General features: G+C 71.6%; 21 protein-coding genes. 16 read left to right on the top strand and 5 right to left on the bottom strand.

The features are described from left to right. The first annotated feature begins 29 nt into the window (after positions 1 to 29). The 3 genes from ACFS27_RS21060 to ACFS27_RS21050 all read left to right on the top strand — a co-directional run bounded on the left by ACFS27_RS21060 (position 30) and on the right by ACFS27_RS21050 (position 2024). Positions 30 to 449 carry a response regulator gene (locus tag ACFS27_RS21060; protein WP_377191110.1) on the top strand — a complete coding sequence of 140 codons (420 nt, stop codon included), beginning with the start codon at positions 30 to 32 and terminating at the stop codon, positions 447 to 449. Between the two features lie 151 nt (positions 450 to 600). Continuing rightward, positions 601 to 1530 carry a proteasome assembly chaperone family protein gene (locus ACFS27_RS21055; RefSeq protein WP_377186993.1) on the top strand — a complete coding sequence of 310 codons (930 nt, stop codon included), beginning with the start codon at positions 601 to 603 and terminating at the stop codon, positions 1528 to 1530. 290 nt (positions 1531 to 1820) lie between these two features. Next, on the top strand, positions 1821 to 2024 hold the full coding sequence (locus ACFS27_RS21050; protein WP_020016705.1) for a cold-shock protein: 204 nt from the start codon (positions 1821 to 1823) through the stop codon (positions 2022 to 2024). 55 nt (positions 2025 to 2079) lie between these two features. On the opposite strand, the gene ACFS27_RS21045 is transcribed toward ACFS27_RS21050, so the two are convergent. Next, positions 2080 to 3057 carry a spermidine synthase gene (locus tag ACFS27_RS21045; protein ID WP_377186991.1) on the bottom strand — a complete coding sequence of 326 codons (978 nt, stop codon included), beginning with the start codon at positions 3055 to 3057 and terminating at the stop codon, positions 2080 to 2082. A 100-nt stretch (positions 3058 to 3157) separates the two neighbouring features. Between ACFS27_RS21045 and ACFS27_RS21040 the strand changes: the two genes are divergently transcribed. The 3 genes from ACFS27_RS21040 (at position 3158) to ACFS27_RS21030 (ending at position 5477) form a co-directional block, all read left to right on the top strand. Then, a complete protein-coding gene (locus ACFS27_RS21040) occupies positions 3158 to 3625 on the top strand; it encodes an SAV_6107 family HEPN domain-containing protein (protein WP_377186988.1) in 468 nt (155 codons plus the stop codon). Positions 3626 to 3703: 78 nt separating this feature from the next. Then, positions 3704 to 4945, top strand: a complete 1242-nt coding sequence (dinB, locus tag ACFS27_RS21035; RefSeq protein WP_377186985.1) for a DNA polymerase IV — start codon at positions 3704 to 3706, stop codon at positions 4943 to 4945. Between the two features lie 106 nt (positions 4946 to 5051). Then, positions 5052 to 5477, top strand: coding sequence for a DUF3040 domain-containing protein (locus ACFS27_RS21030; RefSeq protein WP_377186982.1), 426 nt, complete (start codon positions 5052 to 5054; stop codon positions 5475 to 5477). Between the two features lie 153 nt (positions 5478 to 5630). On the opposite strand, the gene ACFS27_RS21025 is transcribed toward ACFS27_RS21030, so the two are convergent. The 3 genes from ACFS27_RS21025 to ACFS27_RS21015 are packed head-to-tail and all read right to left on the bottom strand — an operon-like array spanning position 5631 to position 10305. Further along, positions 5631 to 7925 (bottom strand): transglutaminase domain-containing protein, encoded by a 2295-nt coding sequence (locus tag ACFS27_RS21025; RefSeq protein ID WP_377186979.1) that lies wholly within the window; start codon positions 7923 to 7925, stop codon positions 5631 to 5633. Further along, on the bottom strand, positions 7922 to 9235 hold the full coding sequence (locus ACFS27_RS21020) for a DUF58 domain-containing protein (protein ID WP_377186976.1): 1314 nt from the start codon (positions 9233 to 9235) through the stop codon (positions 7922 to 7924). Before ACFS27_RS21020 ends, ACFS27_RS21025 begins: the two co-directional genes overlap by 4 nt. Before the next feature lie 20 nt (positions 9236 to 9255). Continuing rightward, complete coding sequence (locus tag ACFS27_RS21015) at positions 9256 to 10305, bottom strand: AAA family ATPase (RefSeq protein WP_377186973.1); 1050 nt, start codon at positions 10303 to 10305, stop codon at positions 9256 to 9258. Between the two features lie 402 nt (positions 10306 to 10707). On the opposite strand from ACFS27_RS21015, the gene mraZ reads away from it, so the two are divergent. From mraZ to ACFS27_RS20995, 4 genes are all read left to right on the top strand, one after another. After that, positions 10708 to 11178, top strand: a complete 471-nt coding sequence (mraZ, locus tag ACFS27_RS21010; RefSeq protein WP_357463347.1) for a division/cell wall cluster transcriptional repressor MraZ — start codon at positions 10708 to 10710, stop codon at positions 11176 to 11178. A 189-nt stretch (positions 11179 to 11367) separates the two neighbouring features. Continuing rightward, on the top strand, positions 11368 to 12411 hold the full coding sequence (gene rsmH / locus ACFS27_RS21005; protein ID WP_377186970.1) for a 16S rRNA (cytosine(1402)-N(4))-methyltransferase RsmH: 1044 nt from the start codon (positions 11368 to 11370) through the stop codon (positions 12409 to 12411). Then, complete coding sequence (locus ACFS27_RS21000; protein WP_377186967.1) at positions 12408 to 12836, top strand: hypothetical protein; 429 nt, start codon at positions 12408 to 12410, stop codon at positions 12834 to 12836. Before rsmH ends, ACFS27_RS21000 begins: the two co-directional genes overlap by 4 nt. After that, on the top strand, positions 12833 to 14980 hold the full coding sequence (locus tag ACFS27_RS20995; protein WP_377186964.1) for a peptidoglycan D,D-transpeptidase FtsI family protein: 2148 nt from the start codon (positions 12833 to 12835) through the stop codon (positions 14978 to 14980). Before ACFS27_RS21000 ends, ACFS27_RS20995 begins: the two co-directional genes overlap by 4 nt. Before the next feature lie 12 nt (positions 14981 to 14992). Here ACFS27_RS20995 and ACFS27_RS20990 read toward each other — a convergent pair whose 3' ends face one another. Continuing rightward, positions 14993 to 15640, bottom strand: coding sequence for a TetR/AcrR family transcriptional regulator (locus ACFS27_RS20990; RefSeq protein ID WP_377186961.1), 648 nt, complete (start codon positions 15638 to 15640; stop codon positions 14993 to 14995). A 91-nt stretch (positions 15641 to 15731) separates the two neighbouring features. Between ACFS27_RS20990 and ACFS27_RS20985 the strand changes: the two genes are divergently transcribed. Genes ACFS27_RS20985 through ACFS27_RS20960 form a run of 6 tightly spaced genes read left to right on the top strand, consistent with a single transcriptional unit; the run spans position 15732 to position 24135 of the window. After that, a complete protein-coding gene (locus tag ACFS27_RS20985) occupies positions 15732 to 18338 on the top strand; it encodes a beta-d-glucosidase (RefSeq protein WP_377186959.1) in 2607 nt (868 codons plus the stop codon). Between the two features lie 50 nt (positions 18339 to 18388). After that, positions 18389 to 20059, top strand: coding sequence for an ABC transporter substrate-binding protein (locus ACFS27_RS20980; protein ID WP_377186956.1), 1671 nt, complete (start codon positions 18389 to 18391; stop codon positions 20057 to 20059). Further along, positions 20059 to 21162: an ABC transporter ATP-binding protein gene (locus tag ACFS27_RS20975; RefSeq protein ID WP_377186953.1), complete on the top strand. Its 1104-nt coding sequence runs from the start codon at positions 20059 to 20061 to the stop codon at positions 21160 to 21162. The genes ACFS27_RS20980 and ACFS27_RS20975 overlap by 1 nt, the downstream gene beginning before the upstream one ends. After that, entirely contained in the window at positions 21159 to 22142 is a 984-nt protein-coding gene (locus tag ACFS27_RS20970) for an ABC transporter permease (protein ID WP_377186950.1), read from the top strand. Before ACFS27_RS20975 ends, ACFS27_RS20970 begins: the two co-directional genes overlap by 4 nt. After that, positions 22139 to 23056 (top strand): ABC transporter permease, encoded by a 918-nt coding sequence (locus tag ACFS27_RS20965; protein ID WP_377186947.1) that lies wholly within the window; start codon positions 22139 to 22141, stop codon positions 23054 to 23056. Before ACFS27_RS20970 ends, ACFS27_RS20965 begins: the two co-directional genes overlap by 4 nt. Beyond that, positions 23053 to 24135 carry an ABC transporter ATP-binding protein gene (locus ACFS27_RS20960; RefSeq protein ID WP_377186944.1) on the top strand — a complete coding sequence of 361 codons (1083 nt, stop codon included), beginning with the start codon at positions 23053 to 23055 and terminating at the stop codon, positions 24133 to 24135. Before ACFS27_RS20965 ends, ACFS27_RS20960 begins: the two co-directional genes overlap by 4 nt. Positions 24136 to 24340: the final 205 nt, after the last annotated feature.

The following is a 24340-nucleotide window of genomic DNA, read 5'->3' as shown; positions in this document are numbered from 1 at the left end:
CAGGTACGGGCGTGAGTGGTCACAAGGTGATGGAGATCCTCCTGGTAGAGGATGACCCGGGCGACGTCCTGATGACCCGGGAGGCGTTCGAGGATCACCGCGTCCCCACCAACGTGTCTGTCGTCGGTGACGGTGTCAGCGCGCTCGAGTTCCTGCGCAAGCAGGGCCGGTTCGCGAAGGTCCCCACACCGGACCTCGTGCTCCTGGACCTCAACCTGCCGAAGATGGACGGCATGGAGGTGCTCGCCGTGGCAAAGGGCGACCCCATGCTCCGGCACATCCCGGTGGTGGTGCTGACCACGTCGGACGCGCAGGAGGACGTGGTCGGCTCGTACTCGCTGCACGCGAACGCGTACGTGACGAAGCCGGTGGACTTCGACCGCTTCATCGACGTGGTCCGCCAGATCGACGACTTCTTCGTGTCCGTGGTGCGCCTGCCCGGTCGATGACCTGGTGGCAGCCCCACCCGGGACGACTCGGTGACGACGCTGAGGGCGTAACGGGAAGACACCCGGCCGTCGCGATGTTGGACCTGAGCAGATAACCCGGACGGTGTGTCCGGTGGATCGCAGAACCACTCCGACGAGCGAGGGAGCGCACGTGCTTGACCCCAAGGGCATCTACGACGTCGACGAAGCAGCGGTCGAGCGCACGCTGGGTCGCAGCGTGCCCGGAAGCGCCGACGGGCCTGTCCTGCTGCACGCCGTCCGCGGGTTCGTGGACGCAGGCAGCGCAGGCGATCTGGCCGTCGAGCACCTCGTCGACGAGTTTCGTGTCGAGCGGCTCGTGACGTTCGACGTCGACCAGCTGCTCGACTACCGCTCCAAGCGGGCGACCATGACCTTCGACTCCGACCGCTGGGCGGACTACCAGGCGCCCTACCTCGCGGTCGACCACGTGACCGACGCGGAGGGCACCGGGTTCCTCTTGATGCACGGCGCCGAGCCGGACCTGCAGTGGGAACGCGTGGTGGCCGGGGTGATCCAGCTGGTCGAGCGGTTCGGCGTGAGCCTCGTGGTCGGTATCCAGGGCATCCCGATGGGCCTGCCCCACACCCGTCCGCTGTCCCTGACGGCGCACGCGACGCGGCCCGGCCTGGTCGACGACTACACGTCGTGGTTCGGCAGCGTGAAGGTACCGGGCTCGCTGGCGGCGCTGCTCGAGTACCGGCTTGGCGAGGCGGGACACGACGCGATGGGCTTCACCGTCCACGTGCCGCACTACCTCTCGCAGTCGCGGTACCCACCGGCCACCGTGGTTGCGCTGCACCACACGGAGCGGGCCACCGGGCTCGACCTGGCGGTGCCGGCTCTCGAGGAGGCGGCCACCGACGCCAAGATCGAGGTCGAGAAGCAAGTCGCTGAATCGGCGGAGGTCGCGGCCGTCGTGCAGGCGCTGGAGGAGCAGTACGACGCCTTCGCGCGCTCCGTCGGACGCCCGAGCCTGCTCGCCGAGAGCACTCCGATCCCCAGTGCGGAGGAGCTCGGCGCCGAGTTCGAGCGGTTCCTCGCTCAGCAGAACGGCGACTAGTCTCCAGGCCGGAACGACGGGCCGGGCCGCACAGTACCGGCCTGAGCCGGAGGCTGAGACGCACACCGGCACCCGCTCGAAACGGGCATCTGAGGACCGAAGTGTCATATCTGCGGCAGAAATGTGCGTGTTCCGTGGCACATCTGAGTGGTCCATGCCACACTGGCGCACGTTGCAGTGAGTTACCAAGGCCACGTCCGCCGTGTCGTGTGCAAGCGGGGAAAGCATTGCGGCACGGGGGTGGGCAACGGGCCCGCCGCCGGATTCCGGACGGAAGGTCGAAGGACAGCATGGCGCAGGGTTCTGTGAAGTGGTTCAACGCGGAGAAGGGGTACGGGTTCATCGCCCAGGACGGCGGCGGCGCCGACGTCTTCGTGCACTACTCCGCGATCCAGTCCAACGGGTACCGGTCTCTCGAGGAGGCCCAGCGGGTCGAGTTCGAGATCACGCAGGGACCCAAGGGGCCGCAGGCGGAAGCAGTCGTTCCGCTCTGAGGTACTTGTGAGAAAGGCCGCCCTCCTCCGGGAGGGCGGCCTTTTTCGCGTCCGGTCAGGATGCCGGCGTCTCGAGCGGCGCCGCCGTGCCGGCGAACGCCACCGCGTCGTCGCCCGCGAGGAGCGTGGCCGGTACGGCGAGCGTGCGCAGGGCGCGTCCCAGCCGAGGGTCGCGCAGGTCGAGCCGCACCCGGTCGTCGGCGGGCCACAGAGGGCCCTGTGTGCCGCCCTGAGGGGCGCCGGGCGGCTCGTCCTCCTTGCTGCTCTCCGGGGGGTCCTCCGGCAGCTCTCGGACGGCTGCGAGGACGAGGTTTCCGTACCGTCGCCCCTTGAGGATCCCTGGCTCGGCGACGGCGGCCAGCCTGCCGGTGGCAGCGGCATCGGGCCCGAAGGCCAGCGCGAGGCTGGCGACCTCGCGGCGGGCCGTCGCAAGGGGCGGCTTGTCGGCGCAGTTCACCAGCAGGACGCCGCCGGGGCGGAGCACCCGGTGGGCCTGCGCGGCGAACCCGGTGCCGACGAGGTGTGCGGGGGTGCGGTCGCCCGCGAAGACGTCACGGACCACGACGTCGTAGGACTCGTCCCGGGCGGACGCGATGGCGCTCCCTGCGTCGTCCGCCCGCAGGCGGAGCAGGGGCGAGCGCGGCAGGGCGAACCATTCGCGGACCAGCTCGAGGAGCCGGGCATCGAGGTCGACGCCGAGCTGGCGGGAGCCGGGACGCTCGTGCTCGACGTGCCGGGCGAAGGCGCTGCCCGCGGCGCCGAGATGCAGCACCCGGAGCGGTCCGGGCGAGAGCAGGGCAACGAAGGCGGCCATCTGCTGCATGTACTCGAAGTCGAGGAAGCCCGGGTCCGCGAGGTCGAGGCTCGAGCTCGGCACGCCGTTGACGTGCAGCGTCACCCGCTGCGGGAAGTCGGGGTCGCGAACCACCTCGGCGGTACCGGTACTGATCGGCACGGGGCCGACGGGCAGCTCGGCGGGGAGTGTCAGTGGTGCGGAGGAGGATGGGCGGCGTCGGGCGGAGCGGCGGGCCATGAGGACAGTGTCTCCCGGGTCCGCGGAGCGCTTGACAGGATAGAACGTATGTTCGATAGTGTCGCACAAGGGGTTCGATCGGAGGTTCGAGATGGGCAGCATGCACTCTCAGGGCGCACGGGACGTTGTCTCCGCGCGCATGCTCGTGCCGCACGCGGTTCCGCCAGGCGTCAGCGCGCTGCTGCGCAAGGCGGACGCGGAGCTGGCCGAGGCGGCGCGTTCGGCCGACCCGGGGGACCGGTTCGTCCATGCGCACCTCGCGGCGATCCGCTCGGCGGCGGCGGTCGTGGCGCTCCGCGGGCGTCCGTCGGCGCGTTCCGGCGCGCGGACGGTGTGGGACATGCTCGCGCACGCCGAGCCGGACCTGGCAGCCTGGTCCGGGTACTTCGCCGCCGGGGCGCCCCTGCGCGCGGCGGTCGACGCCGGTCGCCCGGAGCGGGTCGAGCCCGCGCGGGCGGACGAGCTGCTCGCCTGCGCCGAGGACTTCCGGGACGAGGTGGCGATGCTCGTGGACCCGCAGGCGGGGTTCTCGGCGCAGCGCCTCACCCTGGTGCCTGAGGCGTCCTAGCGGACGTGTGCGTGAGCGGGCCAGGTGCCCGCTCCGCGCGACCCGGGCACGGAGCAACAGCGAGGACGGAGCACGTTCGTGAGCAAGGGGCCGCGGTCAGCGGCGGCGAGACGAGACTGGGGGTCGGACGAGTCCGGCTGCTCGGTGCTGCACCTGGACATGGACGCGTTCTTCGCGTCGTGCGAGCTGGCTCGGCGGCCTGAGCTCCGCGGGCTGCCGGTGATCGTGGGCGGCCAGGAGCGGGGTGTGGTGCTGGCAGCCACCTATGAGGCGCGCGCCTTCGGCGTGCGGTCCGCGATGCCGATGACCCGTGCGCGCCTGCTGTGCCCGCAGGCCACCGTGATCCGGCCTGACCACAGCCTGTACCGCGACGTGTCGCGCTCGGTCATGGGCATGCTCCACGAGGTGACTCCGCTCGTGGAGCAGGTCAGCGTGGACGAGGCGTTCCTCGACGTGAGCGGCGCCCGACGGCGGCTCGGCCCGCCCACGGTGATCGGGGCCGCGCTGCGCCGTCGCATCGAGGCCGAGCACGGCGTCACGGCCTCTGTCGGTATCGCACGGAACAAGTTCGTGGCGAAGCTGGCCTCGACCCATTCCAAGCCGGACGGGCTGATGCTTGTGCCCGCCCAGGCCACCGTGGACTTTCTGCACACGCTGCCCGTCGGCGCGCTGTGGGGTGTCGGGGAGAAGACGGAGAAGTCCCTCGCCGCGTGGGGGATCACCACGGTCGCCGAGCTGGCGCACACCGACCTGGGGAGCCTGCAGACCGCCGTCGGCCGGGTCAGCGGCGCACACCTGCACGACCTGTCGTGGGGGCGCGACCCGCGTCCGGTGGTGCCGGAGCACCGCGAGCACAGCATCGGGGCCGAGACCACCTTCGACATCGATCAGGACGACACGGTGGCGGTGAGCCGGCGGGTCCTGGAGCTGTCCGACCGGGTTGCCGCGCGCCTGCGACACCAGGGTGTGATGGCGCGCACGGTGTCGGTGAAGGTCCGCTCCAGCGACTTTGCGACATTCACCCGATCGCGAACACTGGACGGGGCCACCGACGTCGCACGAGAGATCTATCTCGTCGCGCGCGAGCTCGTCTCGGGCGTGGACCTGGGTGGGCTACCGGTGCGGCTGGTCGGTGTCCGCGGTGAGAATCTCCAGCAACGGGGCGGATCCGCGCAGCAGCCGACGCTCGAAGAATCGGTCGATCCGCGTTCCGGAGCACAGCGGGAGGCGGAGCTCGCGCTCGACGCGGTGCGTGAGAAGTTTGGAAAAACGGCGATCGACCTGGGTGCACAACACAAGAACGGCACGCATCTTTACTGATCTGCCCCTATAGTCGCTGGTATGCCCGGGATGTCGACTACCACCGACGGCCGGGTCGTCCTATCCTGGAAGGGACACTGTTCCTTTGCGAGATCCGGGGGTCTCGATGCCTCTGTCCGAGTACGAGCAGCGGGTGCTGGAGCAGATGGAGCGTGCTCTGACGTCAGACGACCCGCGGCTTGCTAATACGCTTCAGTCCACAGGTCGGGGTAACGCGCTGCGCTATGTGCTGTCCGGGGTCGGCGTTGTCGTCGGCCTGCTTCTCCTTGTCGTCGGTGCGGCAACGTCACAGACCTGGCTCGGTGCCATCGGCTTCGTGCTGATGTTCGCGGGTGTGGTCTTCGCGTTCCTCGGACCGCGCAAGAAGCAGCAGGACGGTCCGGTCGGCGTCGTCGGCGAAGACGGCACGGTCCAGCCGCCGGAGGGGCGAGCACGTAAGCCCCGAAAGCGGCAGAGCGGCGGCCGTTCAGGCGGCTTCCTCGCCCGTCTCGAGGAGCGCTGGGAGAACCGGCGCAATCAGGGTGGTCAGTAGGTCACAGGCCGACTGACCGACGCCGGTGGTTCGACAAGGACCACCGACCCATGTGCGTGACAGGCACAACGTGATGTGACTGACACAGCCACATGAACAGGAGCCGGGCCCCGCGGGGCCCGGCTCCTGTCGTGCGCCACCGCCCGCTCAACGTCAGGGCTTGCGTGCCAGCGCTTCCGTCAGCTCGGTGGTCACGGCCTCGGTGAGCTCCTCGAGCTCCTCGGCCGTCGGCGGACTCGCGTGCCGGGCGTACCGCTCCTCCTCGGCGGCGTCGGCGAGCGCGGTGAGGCGCTCCGCGACGTCGTCGGGCAGGGGTGTGCCCGTGCGGGTGTGCACCTCGTCGGCGATGAACGCCGGAGCCCTGCGCAGGGTGACCGACGGGCCCAGGCGCACATCCTGCTCCGCGAGCAGCGCCAGGACGCGGGACCACGCCCGCTCGGGGTCGAGCACCTCCGCCTCCGTGCGCCGCCGGAGCAGCAGCCAGGCTGCCCCACCGAGCACGCCGAGACCGATGATGATCGCCACCGCCCAGGCCCACCCTGGCAGCGTCCGGTCGGTCATGTCGCTGCCCTCGGACGAGCCGCCCGCCGAGGCGGCCGGATCCGACTGCTCGGGTGCCCGGGTGGGCTGCTGCGTGGGTACATCGGCGGCCCGTGTCGGCGTGGGCGAGGCGCTCGGTGCGCTGCCGGCGCCCGGGTTCGCGTACGAGGGCAGCGGGCCCGTCTGGACCTGGGGCGTCGGCTCGAACCGCACCCAGCCGACCGTCGGGAAGTAGATCTCGGGCCAGGCATGGGAGTCCTGGCCGGTGACCCGATAGCCGCCCTGGCCGTCCGGCCGGCCGGGCAGCCAGCCGATCCCGATCCGCGCGGGGATGTCGAGGCTGCGGGCCATGACCATCATCGAGAGGGCGTACTGCGTGCAGTACCCCTCCTTGTTCTGCAGGAAGTCCCAGACGGTGTCGGACGAGCCCCGGTAGTCGGCGTCCGGGTTGTACGCGAACCCCTCGCCGGACCGCAGATGGTTCTGGAGCGCGACCGCCGCGTCGAACCGGGTGGGTGCGTCGCCGGCGACCGCTGACGCGTAGGAGGCGATCTCGTCCCGATGCTCGGTCTCGGGCACCTCGGTGTAGCCGGCCGACCGGGGGTCCCCGGACGCCGGCGTGGAGCGGAGCCGCTCCGGCGTGAGCTCGCGATCGATGACCGCGACGTTGTACTCGGCGCCCGGCTCCGTGCCGTCGGAGCCACGCACCTCGTCACGGATCGCGTCGTAGGCCCAGTCGCCGGCGACGTCGATCGAGCGGGGCTCGAGCGGCAGCGGCAGCTCCGTGCCGGTGAGCTGGTCGATCTCGATGTCCATCTGCCGGGCCTCGCCGACCGCGCTCTCGCCGTCGGGCGCGAGGACCGTGGACGAGTCGAAGTCCGCCAGGCCGCCCTCGGATACCGCACGGCGGGTCTGGACACCGTCGAACGCCGTGAGGGTCATGACGCGCAGCGGGCCCGGGGTGTCGTCCTCGCCGATCGTGTACGTCAGCACGGTGCTGGTGGAGCGCGCGCTCAGGGGCTGGCGCATGTCGAGCTCCGAGGACAGCTCGACCGTGTCGGACGGCGTGGAGATGAGCTGGTTCCACGTCCCGGCCAGCGCGGGCAGCGACGCCATGCCGGTCGCGACGCCGAGCGACGTTGCGGCGACCGCCACGGACGTGAGCGCGGTGATCCAGGAGCGGAACCGCTGCGCGCGTCGCACCGCCGCCGAGTCGGACTCGCTGTGCCTGCCGGGCGTCACACCCACCGGGTCGACCGTGAGCAGCAGGAGCATCGCGGTCACGCTGATCACGAAGACCGGCCACTGGACCTCACCGATCAGGGTCAGGGGCGGGGTCCACAGGAGGAGCAGGGGCACGCCGGCGAAGCCGGGCATCCGGGCGCCGGCGAGCGAGTCCGTCACGAGCAGCACCAGCAGCGTGCCGCCGACGGCGACCATGCTGATGGCCTCGCCCGGACCGACCGGGGCGACCTGGGTGCTCATCGTCTCGGTGGCCTGACGGAACCGCTCGATGACCTGGTCGAGGGAGTCCGGCCCCACGAACGGCTCGAAGCGCTGGCCGGGACCGCCGTAGCGGGCAAGGATGAACCAGAACGCGACCACCACACCGGCCGCCGTCGCGACGAACGACGCGCTGCCCGACGCGCGGTCGGCGGCGCGGTCGGCGCTCGGGCCCTGTCCGGCGGCCCGGCGGACGGCTGCGCGGTCGACGGCCGCGCGGATCAGGACGTACCGCACCACGCAGCTGGTGCTGGACACGAGGATGACGCCGGTCGTGCCGACGGTGAGCCACGGGCCGGGGTCGATGACGAGCGTGAGCGCGTGCATGGACGCGATCACGGCGATGGCGACGAGGATGCCAGAGGCGACCGTGCGGACCAGCGGTCCGCGGTGTGCGGGAATCACAGTGCACGCTCCGCGAGCAGGGCCCAGGCACGTTCCGGGTCGGTTCTGGATTCCGAGGTGCTGACGTGCCAGCCGGACGCGCGGAGCTCGGCGGCGGTCTCGTCCAGCTCGTGCTGGAACCCTGGACTCCTCGGAGAGACCAGGAGCGCCCAGCACGTGCCCTCGACGCCAAGGGTGGCAAGGGCGTGGCGGGCGTCGGGGTCGTGCGGGCCGAGCACGGCGATGACGATCTCGCCGGCCGTCCGGGCGAGCCGGAGCGCATGCGCCGTGGTGGTCGTCGCGTGGTGTCCCTCGGCGGCGCCGCGGTGCCCGCGGATGTCCACGCAGGCGTCGAGCAGGGCCGACCGGCTCGCTCGCGTGGTCGCGAACCGCTGACCCTCGAGCCGGGGTGCGACGGCGGTGGTCAGCAGGCGGGTGGGGTGCCCTGCGTCGAGGAACGACGTGGCGATGGAGGCCGCCAGCTCGACCGCCCACTCGCCGTCGTCCACGGCGGCCGGACGCCGCGGGCCGCCGGCCTCCTGCCAGTGCGGGAGCAGCGAGCGGTCGAGCAGGACGGTGACCGGGCGTACCCCGGCGCTCTCGTCCGCCCGGACCATGAGCTGGCCCCGCCGAGCGGCGCTCGCCCAGTGGACACGGCGCGGGTCGTCGCCCGCCACGTACTCGCGCAGCACGGAGTCGTCGCTCGACTGCAGTCGCGCTCCCGTGGACGAGTGGTCGACGTCGCCCACCGAACGGGTGCGCACGGCCAGCTCGACGGTGCGCGGCCACACGGGCACGTGCGTCGCGCTGCCGAGCGGCTGGGTCGCGCGGACCAGGCCGAACACGTCGGTCCGGGTGGTCAGCAGCGGTCCGAGCGACCAGCGTCCCCGCCGTGTGGGGGTCAGCGAGTAGTGCACGGCGATCCGGTCGGCCCGTGCCGAGACCCGGGCACGGATCCCCTGATGGCCTGCGAGCTCGTGGGCCGCCTGCTCGGAGAGCCGCAGCCGCGAGAGCCGCTCGTACGCCGCGCCGCTGGCCTGGTGCGCGGCGACGAGGAGGCTGACCTCAGCGGTCCGGTCGCGTACGACAGGGTTGGGCGCCACGGCACGCGTCACGTGCAGGGCGCCGCGCCCCGACTCGAGCCGCTGGGTCCCGATGGCCACCCAGGCCACCGCCACGGCGAGCAGCGCGGCAGCGCCCAGCCCGACGAGGTCGGGGAGGGTGAGCACGAGCCCGAGGGGGACCAGCGCACCGCCGAGGCAGGCTGCTCCGATACCGCGCGGCGTCAGGCGGACCCTGCTGATCCGGGTGAGCGTGTCACGCCATCTCATGTGCTTGACGTCCTGGCCGCTCAGAACTGACGCCGGTCGGCGGGCTCGAGCGCCGGCACGGGCGTGCGCTGCACGATCTCGTCGACGAGCGTCTCGGGGGTCACGCCGCTCAGCCGGGCCTCTGTGGTGAGGATGAGCCGGTGGGCCAGGACGGGGCGAGCGAGCCGCTGGATGTCGTCGGGCAGCACGTGGTCGCGGCCCGCCATGGCCGCTATGGCCTTGGCGGCGCGCAGGAGCTGGAGCGACGCGCGCGGCGACGCACCCAGTCGCAGCCCGGTGTGCTCACGGGTCGCCCCGACCAGCGCCACCACGTACCGCTTGACCGACGGCGACGCGTACAGGGACCGCACGACCTGGGAGAACCGCAGCATCGAGCGTCCGTCGGTGACGGCCTGCAGGTGCGCCAGCGGGGCGCTGGTCTCCTGCCGGTCGAGCATGAGGATCTCTGCGTCGGCGTCCGGGTAGCCCACCGTGATGCGTGCCATGAAGCGGTCCCGCTGTGCCTCTGGCAGCGGGTAGGTGCCCTCCATCTCCACCGGGTTCTGCGTGGCGACCACGAGGAACGGCCGGGGGAGCTGGTGGGTGGTGCCGTCCACGGTGGTCTGGCCCTCCTCCATGCACTCCAGCAGCGCGGACTGCGTCTTGGGGGAGGCGCGGTTGATCTCGTCGCCGATCACGATGTTGCTGAACACCGGACCGGGACGGAACTCGAACTCGTGGCTGCCCGTGCGGAAGATGTTGACCCCGGTGAGGTCGCTCGGCAGCAGGTCGGGCGTGAACTGGATGCGCCCGACGTGGCAGTCGATGCTCCGGGCGATCGCCTTGGCGAGCGTCGTCTTGCCGACTCCCGGTACGTCCTCGACCAGGAGGTGGCCCTCGGCGAGCAGGACGGCGAGCGTGATGTCGGCCAGTCCTGGCCGGCCCGTCACCACCGACTCGACCGCTCCGCGGACGCGGGCCATGGTTTCTACCAGCTCGTCGAGCGCGCCCGGCCCGGGCGCTCCCTGTGGGGCGGCCCCGCCGCTGTAGTGGTTGTCCGCGAGGCCGGGCGGGGCGGGTTCCGTGTGCACAGGGGGAGACCTCCATCAGGGCCGAGTTGCCAGGCCGGTTTACTGGCGCGTGGACGCGCCGGTTTGGAACCGGGGCGGCTGGCGCCTCCCGGCTGGTCCAGCGTAGTAGAGATGTAAAGCACTCTGTTGTCTGCATCACGCGGTCTTCACAGATCCCGGAACTTGATTTGCCCCGCCGAATCGGCCACCTGCCCAGCCTGTGGATGCTGACCAGACCGCGGCTGAGCGCTGGCTAGTCCGACATTCCACGCCGCGCCGGACATGAATTTCCTCCACCTGCTCTTTACCTCTTTGACCTGCGCATTGAGGGCTGGTGGGTAGTTCTCCCCATCGTTTTTCCGAGTGTGGTGGTGGAAAGTGGAGTAGCGTGGAGTGTGCGGGAGCGAGAGGAGGTGTTGGCCCATGACTGCGATGGCAGAAGGTTTCGCGGGTCTGGGCCTGCTTCTCGGTACGTACACCCCGAAGCTGGACGAGAAGGGCCGACTGATCCTTCCCGCCAAGTTCCGGGGGCGTCTGTCCAGCGGTCTGGTCATGACCAAGGGGCAGGAACGGTGCCTCTTTCTTCTCCCGATGGATGAGTTTCAGCAGATCTACACCCAGATCCGGCAGGCGCCGGTGACGAGCAAGGCTGCGCGGGACTACACGCGAAACTTCCTGGCGGGAGCGAGCGACGAAGTACCGGACAAGCAGGGCCGGGTCTCCATCCCGACGCACCTGCGCGAGTACGCCGGCCTGGACCGCGAAGTGGTCGTGATCGGGGTCGGTACCCGCGTGGAGGTGTGGGACGCAGCAGCCTGGTCCGCATATCAGGAACAGACCGAACCCGACTACATCGATCAGGCCGAGGAGATCTTCCCCGGGCTGAGCTTCTAGGCAGGCGAGGCAGGCGGCCGTACGGCCAGGCCTCCTCCCGCAGGATCCGGCGCACTTCCCCGCCGCCGGAACCGTGCGGAGGGAGACCTGACCGGACGGCCGGCCCCGCACGGCCGGTTCGGCAGGTGCAGTTTCGGCAGGTGCAGTTTCAGCAGTACGGCAGGGCACGACGCACGAGAGGAGGCACCGATGAACGCGACCGACAACCGTCCCGGCCACAGCAGCGACGCTGCCGACCGTCACCTCCCGGTGCTGCTCCAGCGCTGCGTCGACCTGCTCGCTCCGGCGCTCACCGAGCCCGGCTCGGTCCTGGTGGACTGCACGCTCGGCATGGGTGGGCACACCCAGGCCGTCCTCGAGCAGATCCCGACGGCCCGTGTGATCGGCATCGACAGGGACCCGCAGGCGCTGGCCCTTGCGGGCGAGCGGCTGGCCCGGTTCGGCGACCGCTTCACGCCGGTGCATGCGGTCTACGACGAGATCGTGTCCGTCGTCGACGAGCACGCAGGCGGCGCAGCGCAGGGCGTGCTCATGGACCTCGGGGTGTCCTCGCTCCAGCTCGACGAGGCCGAGCGCGGCTTCGCCTATGCCCAGGACGCGCCGCTCGACATGCGGATGGACTCCACCCAGGACCTGACGGCGGCCGACGTGCTCAACACCTACGACGAGCGCGACCTCGCACGGATCCTGCGGGAGTACGGCGAGGAGCGCTTCGCGAGCAGGATCGCGAAGAACATCGTCCGTCGCCGGTCGGAGCGTGAGTGGGACCGCAGCGGCGAGCTCGTCGACCTGCTGCGGGCCAGCATCCCCGCCGCCACCCGCAAGACCGGCGGTCACCCGGCCAAGCGCACCTTCCAGGCGCTGCGGATCGAGGTGAACGGGGAGCTCGAGGTGCTCGAGCGCGCCGTACCGGCCGCGATCGAGTCGCTCGCCGTCGGTGGCCGGATCGTCGTGGAGTCGTACCAGTCGCTGGAGGACCGGATCGTCAAGCGCGCCATCGCGCAGGGCACGACGTCGTCCGCGCCGGCTGGGCTGCCCGTCGAGCCGGAGACCCACAGGCCCTACCTCGAGGCGCTCACCCGGGGCGCCGAGGAGGCCGACGCCGAAGAGCGGGAGCGCAACCCGCGCTCGGCGTCGGTCCGGCTACGTGCCGCACGCCGGCTGCGGCCCACACCCGACCACCTGCGTCACCGCACCACCAAGCACCACACCGCGAAGGAGGACCGCCGATGAGCGCTTCCACTGCTGCGACGGCCCGCGCTGCCCGTCCGGCCGAGCTGCCCCGTACCCGCAGGGCTCCGCTGACCGCTATCTCCGGGGGCGCCGCCCAGCGCGGCAGCCGCCTGGACGTCGTCCGCGCGCCGCTGCACTCGAAGAGCCGCGTGCCGTTCCTGGTGCTGTGCGCCACCCTGATGGTCGTCTCGCTCGTCGCGGTGCTCGTGCTGAACACCACGCTGGCCCGCGGCTCCTACGAGATGTCGGAGCTGCAGGGCGAGGTCGCGCAGACCGCCCAGGACGTGCAGGGCCTCCAGGAGGACCTGAGCGCCGCCGAGACGAGCCTGCCCGCGAAGGCGCGCAGTCTCGGGATGGTGCCGGCGGAGAACCCGACCATGGTCAGTCTCCGTACCGGCAAGGTGGTGAAGGGGACAGACCGATGACCCGGCCGACGTCGGGCTCGGGCCGGCAGCGCAACCCGTCGGGGCGCGCTGCCGGGCCCCGTGCCGCCCAGCCGCGCACGGGCCGGCCGGCCCGGGACGAGGGCAGGCCGAGGCAGGCACCCGCCCCGCAGCGCAAGCAGGCCCCTGCTCCACAGCGCAAGCAGGCCCCCGCCCCACAGCGCAAGCAGGGCGGCGCCCAGGCGGGAAAGCCTCAGCCGCGACAAGCCCGGGCGGAGAAGCCGCAGCCCAAGCGGTCGTCCCCCACGAGGACCCAGCCCCGTGCGACCAGCGCGCGGCTGGGTCTTCAGGCACCTGAGGGTGGCCGGAAGGTCCCCGCCCAGGCCCGCCCAGCGCGGTCCCGGGTGGCCCGCCCGCTGCCGCCTCGGCCGGGCCGCCCGGAGGTGCGGCAGCGCTGGCTGGTCGGCCTCGCCGTGGTGGTGGTGCTCGTGTTCCTGGTGCGGCTCGTCCAGGTGCAGCTCATCGAGGGGCCGACCCTCGCCGCGAAGGCGGAGGCGGAGCGAACGGCCACCGCGCTGACCCCCGCGCACCGTGGCGACATCACCGACGCGAACGGCGTGACGCTCGCGACCTCCGTGGACCGCTACACGGTTGTCGCGGACCCCAAGGCGATCAAGGACTTCAGGGGCACCGGCCGCCCGCACGTCGACGGGAAGAAGGTGGAGGACGGCGCCCTCGGCATCGCCCAGCTGCTCGCGCCGATCCTCGACCTGCCGAAGAACGAGCTCGCGGCGCAGCTCGTCGGCGACTCCCGCTACGAGGTGCTCGCCAAGAACGTGGTGCCAGAGGCGCAGCGCGCCATCTCCAACCTCGAGATCCGCGCGTACATCCGGACCGACCTCACCTCGCGGCGTACCTATCCGTCGGGCACGGTGGCGGGTTCGCTGGTGGGTTTCGTGGACCACGAGCAGACCGGCCAGGGCGGGATCGAGGCGGCGTACGACGACCTGCTGTCCGGCACCGCCGGCTCGGACACCTACGAGCGCAGCCTCGACGGCCTGCGCATCCCTGCGGCGGGGCAGGAGTCGGTCCCCGCGGTGCCTGGCAACGACGTCCAGCTCACGCTGGTGCACGACATCCAGTGGAAGGCGCAGGACGCCATCGACGAGGCCAAGCGCTCCTCCGGTGCCGAGTACGGCATCGCGATCGTCGAGGACGTGCGCACGGGCGAGATCGTCGCGCTCGCGGACTCCGGTGCGGTGGACCCGAACGACCGGTCGACGTCGGCGGTGGCGGGCGGGTCCCGTGCGGTCAAGGACGTGTTCGACCCGGGATCGACGGGCAAGGTGGTCACCATGGCCGCCGCCCTCGAGGGCGGCTACTGGAACCCGAACAGCCGGTTCACCGTGCCGGACACGTACACGACGCCGAACGGCCAGACGTTCCACGACTCGCACGACCACCCGGTGCAGCGGCTGACCCTGACGGGCGTCCTCGCGCAGTCGTCGAACACCGGGACCGTCCAGGTGGGGGAGAAGATCCCGCTCGTGGAGCGGCAGGAGTACCTGCAGCGGTTCGGCTTCGGCCAGCCGACGGGGCTGGGCCTGCCGGGCGAGTCGGTGGGCCTCATGCCGCCGGCCGACGTCTCGGACTGGGACGGCCGGACGCAGTACGCGGTGCTGTTCGGGCAGGGCCTGTCCGTGAACGCCATGCAGGCCACCAGCGTCTTCTCGACGGTGGCGAACGGCGGTGTGCGGATGACGCCGACCCTGTTCAAGGGCACCAAGAGCCCGGACGGCACGGTGGCGCCGGCCGAACGCGAACCGGGTGAGCGCGTGGTCTCGGAGGAGACGGCCGACACCGTCGTGGAGATGATGGAGACGGTGACAGGGGACGGCGGTACCGGTACCAACGCCGTCGTGCCCGGTTACCGGGTGGCGGGCAAGACCGGTACCGCGCAGATGCCAGCAGGCAACGGCTGGACGTACATGGCCTCGTTCATCGGGGTCGCCCCGGCGGACGATCCCCGGTACACCGTCTCCGTGTTCCTCAAGAGCCCGAGCAGCTCGATCTACGGCGGTGATGTAGCGGCCCCGGTGTTCAGCGACATCATGGGGTTCACGTTGCAGAAGATGGACGTGCCGCCCAGCGAGGACCGCGACCGCCGGCTCAGGACCGAGTGGTGAGTCCCGCGCCGGTCAGGTGCCTGCGATCTGCACGGTGCTGCCCAGCGTGGCGGTCAGGATCGACTCGATAGCGAACCGGGTGGCCTCCGCGAGGTCGACGGCGTCCGGGTCGAGCAGCCACTGCAGCTGAAGCCCGTCCATGACCGCGATGACGGCGTTGGCGGCGCGCTCGGCCTCGCCGTCGGGCAGCTGCACGGCGCGCTCGGTGGCCACGTCCCGTACGGCCTCGGAGATCTCGCCGCGCAGCACCGAGAACCGCTGTGCCACCCAGCCGGAGGCCGGGTGGCCGTCGGTGACCGACTCCCCGGTGAGCACCGCGTACGCCTGCACGATGCCGCGGCGGTCGGCGTTCAGGCGTGCGGTGGTGACCAGGTGGCGGAACAGGTCCAGGCCGCCCGGGATGTGCTTGCCCTCGAGGTGCTGCACGTCCACGCGGTCGCGGTACTCCAGCACCTCCCACAGCAGCTTGTCCTTGCTGCCGAAGTGGTGCAGCACCCCGGCGTGCGTGATCCCGACCTGTGCGGCGACGTCGACCAGCGAACCCTGGTGGTAGCCCTTCGACCCGAACACCCGCGTGGCCGCGGCGAGGATCTCCTCCCGCCGGTGGGCGCGGGTGGGTCGCTTGGCCTTCGGGGCAGCCTGCTCGGTCGCTTCGGACATGCCACAACGATACGGGGTGAACGGGCTTACTAACCTGTAAGTAAGTGTGGTTGAATGCGTGGCAGCCGTCCGACGCTGAACGGAGAACACGTTGTCATCGCAGGCCATCACACCCCAGGCCACAGCCCCGCAGGCCACCATTCCCCAGGCCGCCACCCCGGAGCCAGAGCTGCTCCGCCTCCTCGACGAGCTGTCCGCCGAAGAGAAGGTGTCGCTCGTCGTGGGCGCCTCCATGTGGGCGACCACGGCCGTGCCGCGGCTCGGGCTGGAGCCCGTCGTGATGTCCGACGGGCCGGTCGGCGTGCGCGGGCCGGACGGCGGGACGTCGGCGATGTTCCCCGCCCCGTCCGCGCTCGCCGCCACCTGGGACCTGGACCTGGCCCGCCGGTCCGGCGCGCTGTTCGCCGCCGAGGCCAGGAGGCACGGTGTCGACGTCGTGCTCGCCCCGCAGGTCAACCTCCAGCGCACCCCCGTGGGCGGACGGCACTTCGAGTGCTACTCCGAGGACCCCCACCTCACGGCGGAGATCGCGGTGGCGCTCGTGGGCGCCGCGCAGGAGCAGGGCGTCGGGATGTGCGTCAAGCACTACGTCGCCAACGACTCCGAGACCGAGCGCACGCGCTACCTCGCACGCCTCGACGAGCGGACGCTGCGGGAGGCCTACCTCGCCCCGTTCGAGCGGCTCGTGCAGGACGTCGTCCCGTGGTCGGTGATGGGCGCCTACAACGGCGCCGACACCGGTGGCGTCTCGGCCCGGCTCCTGGAGCACCGGCCGCTCGTGGTCGACCTCCTCAAGGAGGAGTGGGGCTACGACGGCCTGTTCGTCAGCGACTGGGTGGCCACCCAGTCGGTGGTGCCCGCCGTCCGCGGTGGACTCGACCTGCAGATGCCCGGGCCCGACGGCGCGTGGGGCGACGGCCTGCTCGACGCCGTCCGCTCCGGCGAGGTCGCGGAGTCGGAGCTCGACGACAAGGTGCTCCGCCTGCTCCGTCTGGCCAGCCGCACCGGCCGCCTGCGCTCCCCCGACGACAACCCCCTTGTTGTGGGCGGGAACATTGAGCCTAAAACGGGGCAGGAATCAGCAACGATCACGCCCACAACATCGGACGAGTTCCTGCGCGAGCTCGTCGCACGCTCCGTCGTCGTGCTCAAGGACGACGCTGGACTGGTGCCGTTCGTGCACGACCGTGCCCGCCCGGTGCGCGTGGCGCTGCTCGGTCCAGCGGCCGTCGAGCCGTTCTTCCAGGGCGGCGGGTCCTCGTTCGTGCACCCCGACCGCCTCACGTACCCCGCCGAGGAGCTGCGCGCCGCGCTGCCCCACGGCTCGGAGGTGACGCTGCTGGCCGGCGCCCGTGCCCTGCACAACCCGCCGGAGCTGGACGTGGACCGGTGCACCGACCCCGTGTCGGGCGAGCCGGGGCTGCACGTTGCCCTGCTCGCCACCGACGGCAGCACGCTCGAGGAGTACACGGCCGGTGAGTGGACCGGCTGGCTCCACGACGTGCGGCCCGACGCCGACGCCGTCCGGCTGCGCGCCGAGGTCCGCCTCGACGAGCCGGGCGAGCACGAGCTGGGCGTCGGCACCGTCGGCGTGCACCAGGTCCGCATCGACGGCGCAGAGGTCGCCGCGGGCAGCACCCGGGTCGACGAGGACATCGTACTGTCCTCCGGGCACAACCACCCGATCGCAGAGCTCGCCACGGTGCGCGGCACCGCCGTCGTCGACGCGACCCTGCAGGTGGTGCACGCCGTCGGCTACGGGCACTTCGTCCGCGCCGCGCTCGTGCACCGCCTGCCGGGCCCGTCGGCAGAGGACGAGCTGGCCGCAGCGGTCGAGGCCGCAGCGGCCGCCGACGTCGCGGTGGTGCTGGTCGGCACGACGGCCGAGGTCGAGTCGGAGGGCTACGACCGGCCGGACCTGGACCTGCCGGGCAACCAGGACGAGCTCGTGCGCCGCGTCGTCGCGGTCAACCCGCGCACCGTCGTCGTCGTCAACGCGGGTGCGCCCGTGCTGCTGCCCTGGCTCCACGACGTCCCGACCGTCCTGTGGGGCTGGCTGCCCGGCCAGGAGGCCGGCACGGCGCTCGCCGACGTCCTGACCGGCGCCACCGAACCGTCCGGGCGACTGCCCTGGACGCTCCCCGCGCGGTTCGAGGACGTCCCGGTGCCGCACGCGCGCCCGGTGGACGGGGTCGTCGACTACGCCGAGGGGACCGACATCGGCTACCGGGCCTGGGAACGCCGGCTGGCGGCCGAGCCGGCAGGTCCGGCGCCGGCCGCGCCGTTCGGGCACGGGCTCGGCTGGACCACGTGGGAGTACGAGGACGCCGTCCTCGCCAGGGGCGAGGCGCACGACGCCCCTGCGACCCTCACCGTGTACGCGACCGTCCGGAACACCGGCCGCCGCGCGGGCCGCGAAGTGGTCCAGGTGTACGTCGAGGCGCCGGACGGCGGACCGAGCCGCCCGGTGCGGTGGCTCGGCGGCTTCGCCACGGCGGACGTACCCGCCATGGGCAGCGCCACCGTCCGCGTACCCGTCCCGGCTCGGGCGCTGCAGGTCTGGGACCCGCAGGCCAAGGGCTGGACCACGCCGCCGGGCACCTACCGGCTGCGCACCGGAAGGTCCGTCGCGGACCTGCGACTGACCAACGAGCTGACAGTCCGGCCAGGGGAAGAGCCCGGCGCCGGAACCAAGTGATCACCCACCATCCGTCCCGCACACGCGGGAGGAGTGCAAGGAGGCACACCGTGAGGATTCACAAGCACGTCGCCGCGACCGCAGCGGCGGCAGCCATCGCACTGCTGGCCACGGCCTGCAGCGGCGGAGGCGGCGGAGGCACCACCGAGGCGGGCGGCGGCGAGACCCTGACGGTCGGCATGCCGAACGGCGTCCAGACCGAGAACCACAGCCCGTTCGCCACGGGCTCGTCGGCGCTCTCGCTCGGCTACGCCTTCACGATCTACGAGCCGCTCATGATGCGTAACCAGGCGCGCCCCTCCGAGGAGCCTGCACCCTGGCTCGCCGACAGCGTCGAGTGGAACGAGGACTACACCGAGGCGGTCATCACGCCTCGCGAAGGCGTCACCTGGTCGGACGGTGAAGAGTTCACCGCCGACGACGTCGCGTTCTCGATCCAGCTGCGCAAGGACTTCGAGGCGCTCAACACCGGCGCCCTGCCCTACGACACGGTCGAGACCGACGGCACGGCCGTGACCGTGACGTTCACGGCCGGGCAGTTCGTCAACCAGTCCAAGCTCTACGACCTGGTCATGGTTCCGGAGCACATCTGGGCCGACGTCGAGGACCCCACCACGGACACCAACCCCGACCCCGTCGGCACGGGCCCGTACACGCTGGAGTCGTGGACGCCGCAGGCCGCCACCGTCGTGGCCCGTACCGACTACTGGGGCGGCGAGCCGGCCGTCCCCGAGATCCGCTACTCGTCGTACAACGACAACAACGCGCTGACCACCGCACTCACCACCGGCGAGGCACAGTGGGGCTGGACGTTCATCGCCGACTTCGAGAACGTCTACATCGCCCAGGACCCGGAGCACTACAACCAGTACGCCGCCGGCGGCCTCGGGATCGACGTCCTGTACCTGAACAACGAGACCAAGCCGTTCGACGACAAGGCGTTCCGGCAGGCGCTCAACATGGTGATCGACCGCCAGGAGCTCGTCGACGTCGCGACGTCCGGCGTGAACCCTGCGCTCACCAGCGTCACCGGCCTGCCGCTGCCCGCCGGTGAGGAGTTCGTCACCGCCGAGCACGCCGGCCACGAGTACGAGGTCGACGTCGAGGGCGCCCGCGCCCTGCTCGAGGACGCCGGCTACACCTGGGAGGGCGAGAAGCTCGTGGACCCGGACGGCGAGGAGGTGACGTTCGAGCTGGTGAACCCGGCCGGCTGGAACGACTACCTGACCGCGCTCGACCTCATCAAGAACTCGGCCGCCGAGCTCGGCGCCACCGCCACCGTCAACCCGGTCAACCAGGACGGCTGGTTCGCCGACATCATCCCCGGCGGCGACTTCCAGGCCACCCTGCACTGGACCGACGGCGGCGCGACACCCTGGGACATGTACTCGGACATCATGGACGGCGCGCACTACGTGAAGGCGGGCGAGCCGGCCACCTGGAACTTCGGCCGGTTCCGACACGACGACGCCACCGCGGCGCTCGCCGACTACGCCGCCGCATCGGACGAGGCGGCGCGCACCGAGGCGCTCGCCACCATCCAGGACGTGTTCGTCGAGGAGGTGCCGGGCATCGCCATCTGGACCCGCCCGGCCACCGCGCAGTACTCGACGCAGAACTACGTGGGCTGGCCGTCCGAGGAGGACCCGTACAACCAGCCCCAGCCCACCGGGGTGCAGGCCGCCCAGATCCTGATGAACCTCGAGCCTGCGGACGGCTGATGAGTACGAGCTCACCGGTGCTGGCCGCACGCGGCCTCACCAAGCACTTTCGTGCGGGGCACTTCCGGGCGGGGGGACGCCGCGTCAACGGGCGTCCGCCCGCCCGGGCGATCCACGCGGTGGACGGCGTGGACCTCGAGCTCCACCGCGGCCAGGTGCTGGCCGTGGTGGGGGAGTCGGGTTCCGGGAAGTCCACCGTCGCCCGCCTCCTGGCCCAGCTGATCCCGTTCACGGGCGGGCAGGTGCTCCTGGACGGTGTCGACGCGCGGGTACGGGGACGGCGGGCGTTCCGCGCGTACGCGCAACGCGTGCAGATGATCTTCCAGGACCCGTTCGCCTCCCTGAACCCGGTGCACCCCGTGCGCTACACGCTGACCCGCGCGCTACGTCTGCACCGCCGCCATCCGACCGGTGGAACGCTGCGCGGCGCGGAGCTGGAGGCGGCACTGACCGAGCTGCTGGAGCGGGTGCACCTCACGCCCGCCGAGCGGTACGTCGACTCCTACCCGCACGAGCTGTCCGGCGGGCAGCGGCAGCGCATCGCCATCGCGCGGGCGCTCGCCGCGGACCCGGAGGTGCTGCTGGCGGACGAGCCCGTCTCGATGCTGGACGTCTCGATCCGGCTCGGCATCCTCAACCTCCTGGCGGACCTGCGCGACCGGCTCGGGATCGCCATCCTGTACATCACGCACGACATCGCGTCGGCCCGGTACTTCGCCGACCGGACCACCGTGCTGTACGCGGGGCAGGTCATGGAGACCGGCGACAGCGAGTCGGTCACCCAGGAGCCGCTGCACCCCTACACCCGGCTGCTCGTCGCGTCAGCGCCCGACCCGGACGACCTGGCGGGCGCCGGTGCGGCGGCCGTGCGGGACCAGGGGACCGGCGGCGAGCCCCCGAGCCTCGTGGACCCGCCGCCCGGCTGCCGCTTCGCGCCGCGCTGCCCCTACGCGAGGGACCTGTGCCGGAGCGAGACGCCGGCGCTCATCGAGGTCGCGCCGGGGCGGTCGGCGGCCTGCTGGGGCTACAGCGACCGGGACGACCGGCCCGACGTCGGCGTCCCGACCGGCTCGGCGACCAGCGCAGGGGAGGCGGCCGCATGAGGTTCGTGCTGCGCAGGGTCGTGTTCTACGCGCTGACGGCGTGGGCAGCGATCACCATCAACTTCTTCATCCCGCGGATGCTGCCCGGCGACCCGGTGACGGCCCTCATGGGCCGCATGCAGGGCCGCATCGACTCCCAGGCGGAGCAGTCGCTGCGCGTCCTGTTCGGCCTGGACCAGGACCTCGGCCTGTGGGAGCAGTACGTCGAGTACTGGCGCATGCTCCTGCGGGGCGACCTGGGTCTGTCCTTCACGCACTTCCCCACGCCCGTTGCCGACATCGTGAACCAGTCGCTGCCCTGGACGGTCGGGCTGGTCGGCGTCGCTACGGTCATCGCGTTCGTGATCGGCACGCTGGCCGGCTCGATCCTCGGCTGGCGACGCGGGACCTGGGCCGACGGCCTGCTGCCCCTCGCGACGTTCTTCCAGGCCGTGCCGTACTTCTGGCTGGGGCTGATCACGATCGCCGTGCTCTCGGTGAACCTCGGCTGGTTCCCGTCCAGCGGCAGCTACGACCGCGGCCTCGTGCCCGCGTTCACCGGCGAGTTCATCGGCTCGGTGATCTACTACGGCTTCCTGCCCGCCCTCACCGTGGTGGTGTCGTCGGTGGCCGGCTGGGTGCTCGGGATGCGCAACATGATGGTGACGGTCTCCTCGGAGGACTACGTCACCGTCGCGCACGCCAAGGGCCTCCCTGAACGCCAGGTCATGCTCGGGTACGCGGCCCGCAACGCGGTGCTGCCGCAGGTCTCCAGCTTCGCGCTGTCCCTCGGCTTCGTGGTCGGCGGCACGCTGATCATGGAGATGGTCTTCTCCTACCAGGGCATCGGCTACACGCTCTACCAGGCGGTCTCCACCCACGACTACCCGCTGATGCAGGGCTGCTTCCTGGTCATCACGCTGGCCGTCCTCGTGGCGAACATGGTGGCCGACCTCGCCTACGCCCTGCTCGACCCCCGCACCCGGACGGAGGACCGATGAACAACCGGCTGATGTTCCTGCGCAACGGCAAGGTGATCACCGGCCTGGTCATCCTCGCGTTCTTCACGGTGCTCGCCCTGCTGGGCCCGTGGATCGCTCCGTACGACCCGAACCAGGTCAGCGACGCCCTGCTCAGCCCGCCCTCCGCCGCGCACTGGCTGGGTACCGACCACACCGGCCGCGACATCCTGTCGCAGATCGTCGTCGGCACGCGCGGCGTGCTGGTGGTCGGGCTGGTCGCCGGGGTGAGTGCCACCGTGGTGGGCGTGCTCGTCGGCGTGACCGCCGGCTTCGTCGGCGGCGTCGGTGACGAGTCGCTGTCCGCGCTGTCGAACATGTTCCTCGTCATCCCGCAGCTGCCCCTGATCATCCTGATCGCCGCGCAGCTGCCCTCGGCCGGCGGGCTCACGGTCGCCTTGGTCATCGGCGCCACCGGCTGGGCGTGGGGGGCGCGCGTGCTGCGGGCCCAGACGCTGTCGCTGCGCAAGCGCGACTTCGTCGAGGCGGCCCGGGCCAACGGCGAGCGCACGTGGCGCCTCGTGCTCGCGGAGGTGCTGCCCAACCTGACGGCGGTGATCGCGTCCGGGTTCGTCGGCACGGTGCTGTTCGCCGTGCTGTCCCAGGTCACGCTGTCGTTCATCGGTATAACGCCGGTCAGCGAGTGGAACTGGGGCACCATCCTGTTCTGGGCGCAGAACAACCTCGCGCTGCAGCGTGGCGCGTGGTGGTGGTTCGTGCCGGCGGGTGCGTGCATCGCCCTGCTGGGGATGGCGCTGACGCTGGTCAACTTCGGTATCGACGAGATCGTCAACCCCCGCCTGCGGTCCACCGGCCTGCACGCTCGCTCGCTGCGCCGCCGGGGCATCCGGCCGCGTGTGGGGTTCACCCCGGTGGTGCGAGAGGTACGGACATGAACCCGACGGAGACGAGCACGCAGACCAGCACCCCCTCGTCGGCGGCAGCGCAGCCGGACCCCGTCCTGGAGATCCGGAACCTCAGCGTCGACTACGGGTTCGGCGACGACCCCACGCACGTGCTGCGGGAGGTCTCGCTCACCCTGAACCGCGGCGAGGTGCTGGGGCTGGCAGGGGAGTCGGGCTGTGGCAAGTCGACCCTCGCGTACGCGGCCACGCGGCTCCTGCCACCGCCCGGTCTCATCACGGGCGGCGAGGTGTGGCTCACCGGCCGCGACGGCAAGCGGGCGGACCTGCTCTCCCTGTCCGACGCCGAGCTGCGCGCCGCCCGCTGGCGCGACATCGCCATCGTGTTCCAGGGTGCGATGAGCTCGCTCAACCCGGTGTACCGGGTGGAGAAGCAGCTCATCGACGGCATCCTGGCCCACCGGCCGCGCATGCGCCGGGCGGAGGCCACGGAGAGGGCGGCCGAGCTGCTGCGGCTCGTCGGCATCTCGGCGGACCGGCTGCGGTCCTACCCGCACCAGCTGTCCGGCGGCATGCGGCAGCGCGTCATGATCGCGATGGCGCTCGCGCTGGAGCCGCAGGTGCTCATCATGGACGAGCCCACCACGGCGCTCGACGTCGTGATGCAGCGCCAGATCCTGGAGCAGGTCATGGAGCTGCGCGAGCGGCTGGGCTTCTCCGTGGTGCTCATCACGCACGACGTGTCCCTGCTGGTCGAGGTTGCTGACCGCATCGCCGTCATGTACGCGGGCGAGATCGTGGAGACGGCGGTCGCGCGGGACGTCTACGCGAAACCCCGGCATCCGTATTCGGCGGGGCTGCTCGGATCCTTCCCTCCGCTGCACGGGCCGCGGCGGGAGCTCACCGGCATCCCGGGCGCGCCACCCGACCTGTCGAAGCGCCCGCCGGGCTGCCCGTTCGCGCCTCGCTGCGCGCACGTCATGGACGTGTGCCGTACGGAGCTGCCGCTCCTGGGGCCGACGGCACAGGACGAGCCGGGGCGGCAGGTGGCGTGCCACCTGCACAGCCAGGAGCTGGTGGGCGGCGAGCTGCCCGACCTGGTGGCGCGCTAGGAGCGTGCTGGCCGCCCTCGGGGCTCGGGGCCGGGGGGTGACGCTACGTCGACGGGGTGTGTTGCTGTGAGTGGACGACATCTACTCACAGCAACACACCCCGCTCGCATCAGTGCCCCGGCATGTGGCCTGACGGGCTCGTCCACTACGTGGTGGATCACGCCGTGCGACTCTCGCAAGATTTCGTGACCCACGTGCGACCCAC

Origin of the sequence: Promicromonospora vindobonensis, assembly GCF_042685865.1 — a bacterium.
In the GTDB taxonomy this organism is placed as follows: domain Bacteria; phylum Actinomycetota; class Actinomycetes; order Actinomycetales; family Cellulomonadaceae; genus Promicromonospora; species Promicromonospora vindobonensis.
This window is presented reverse-complemented; position numbering and strand designations above follow the sequence as displayed.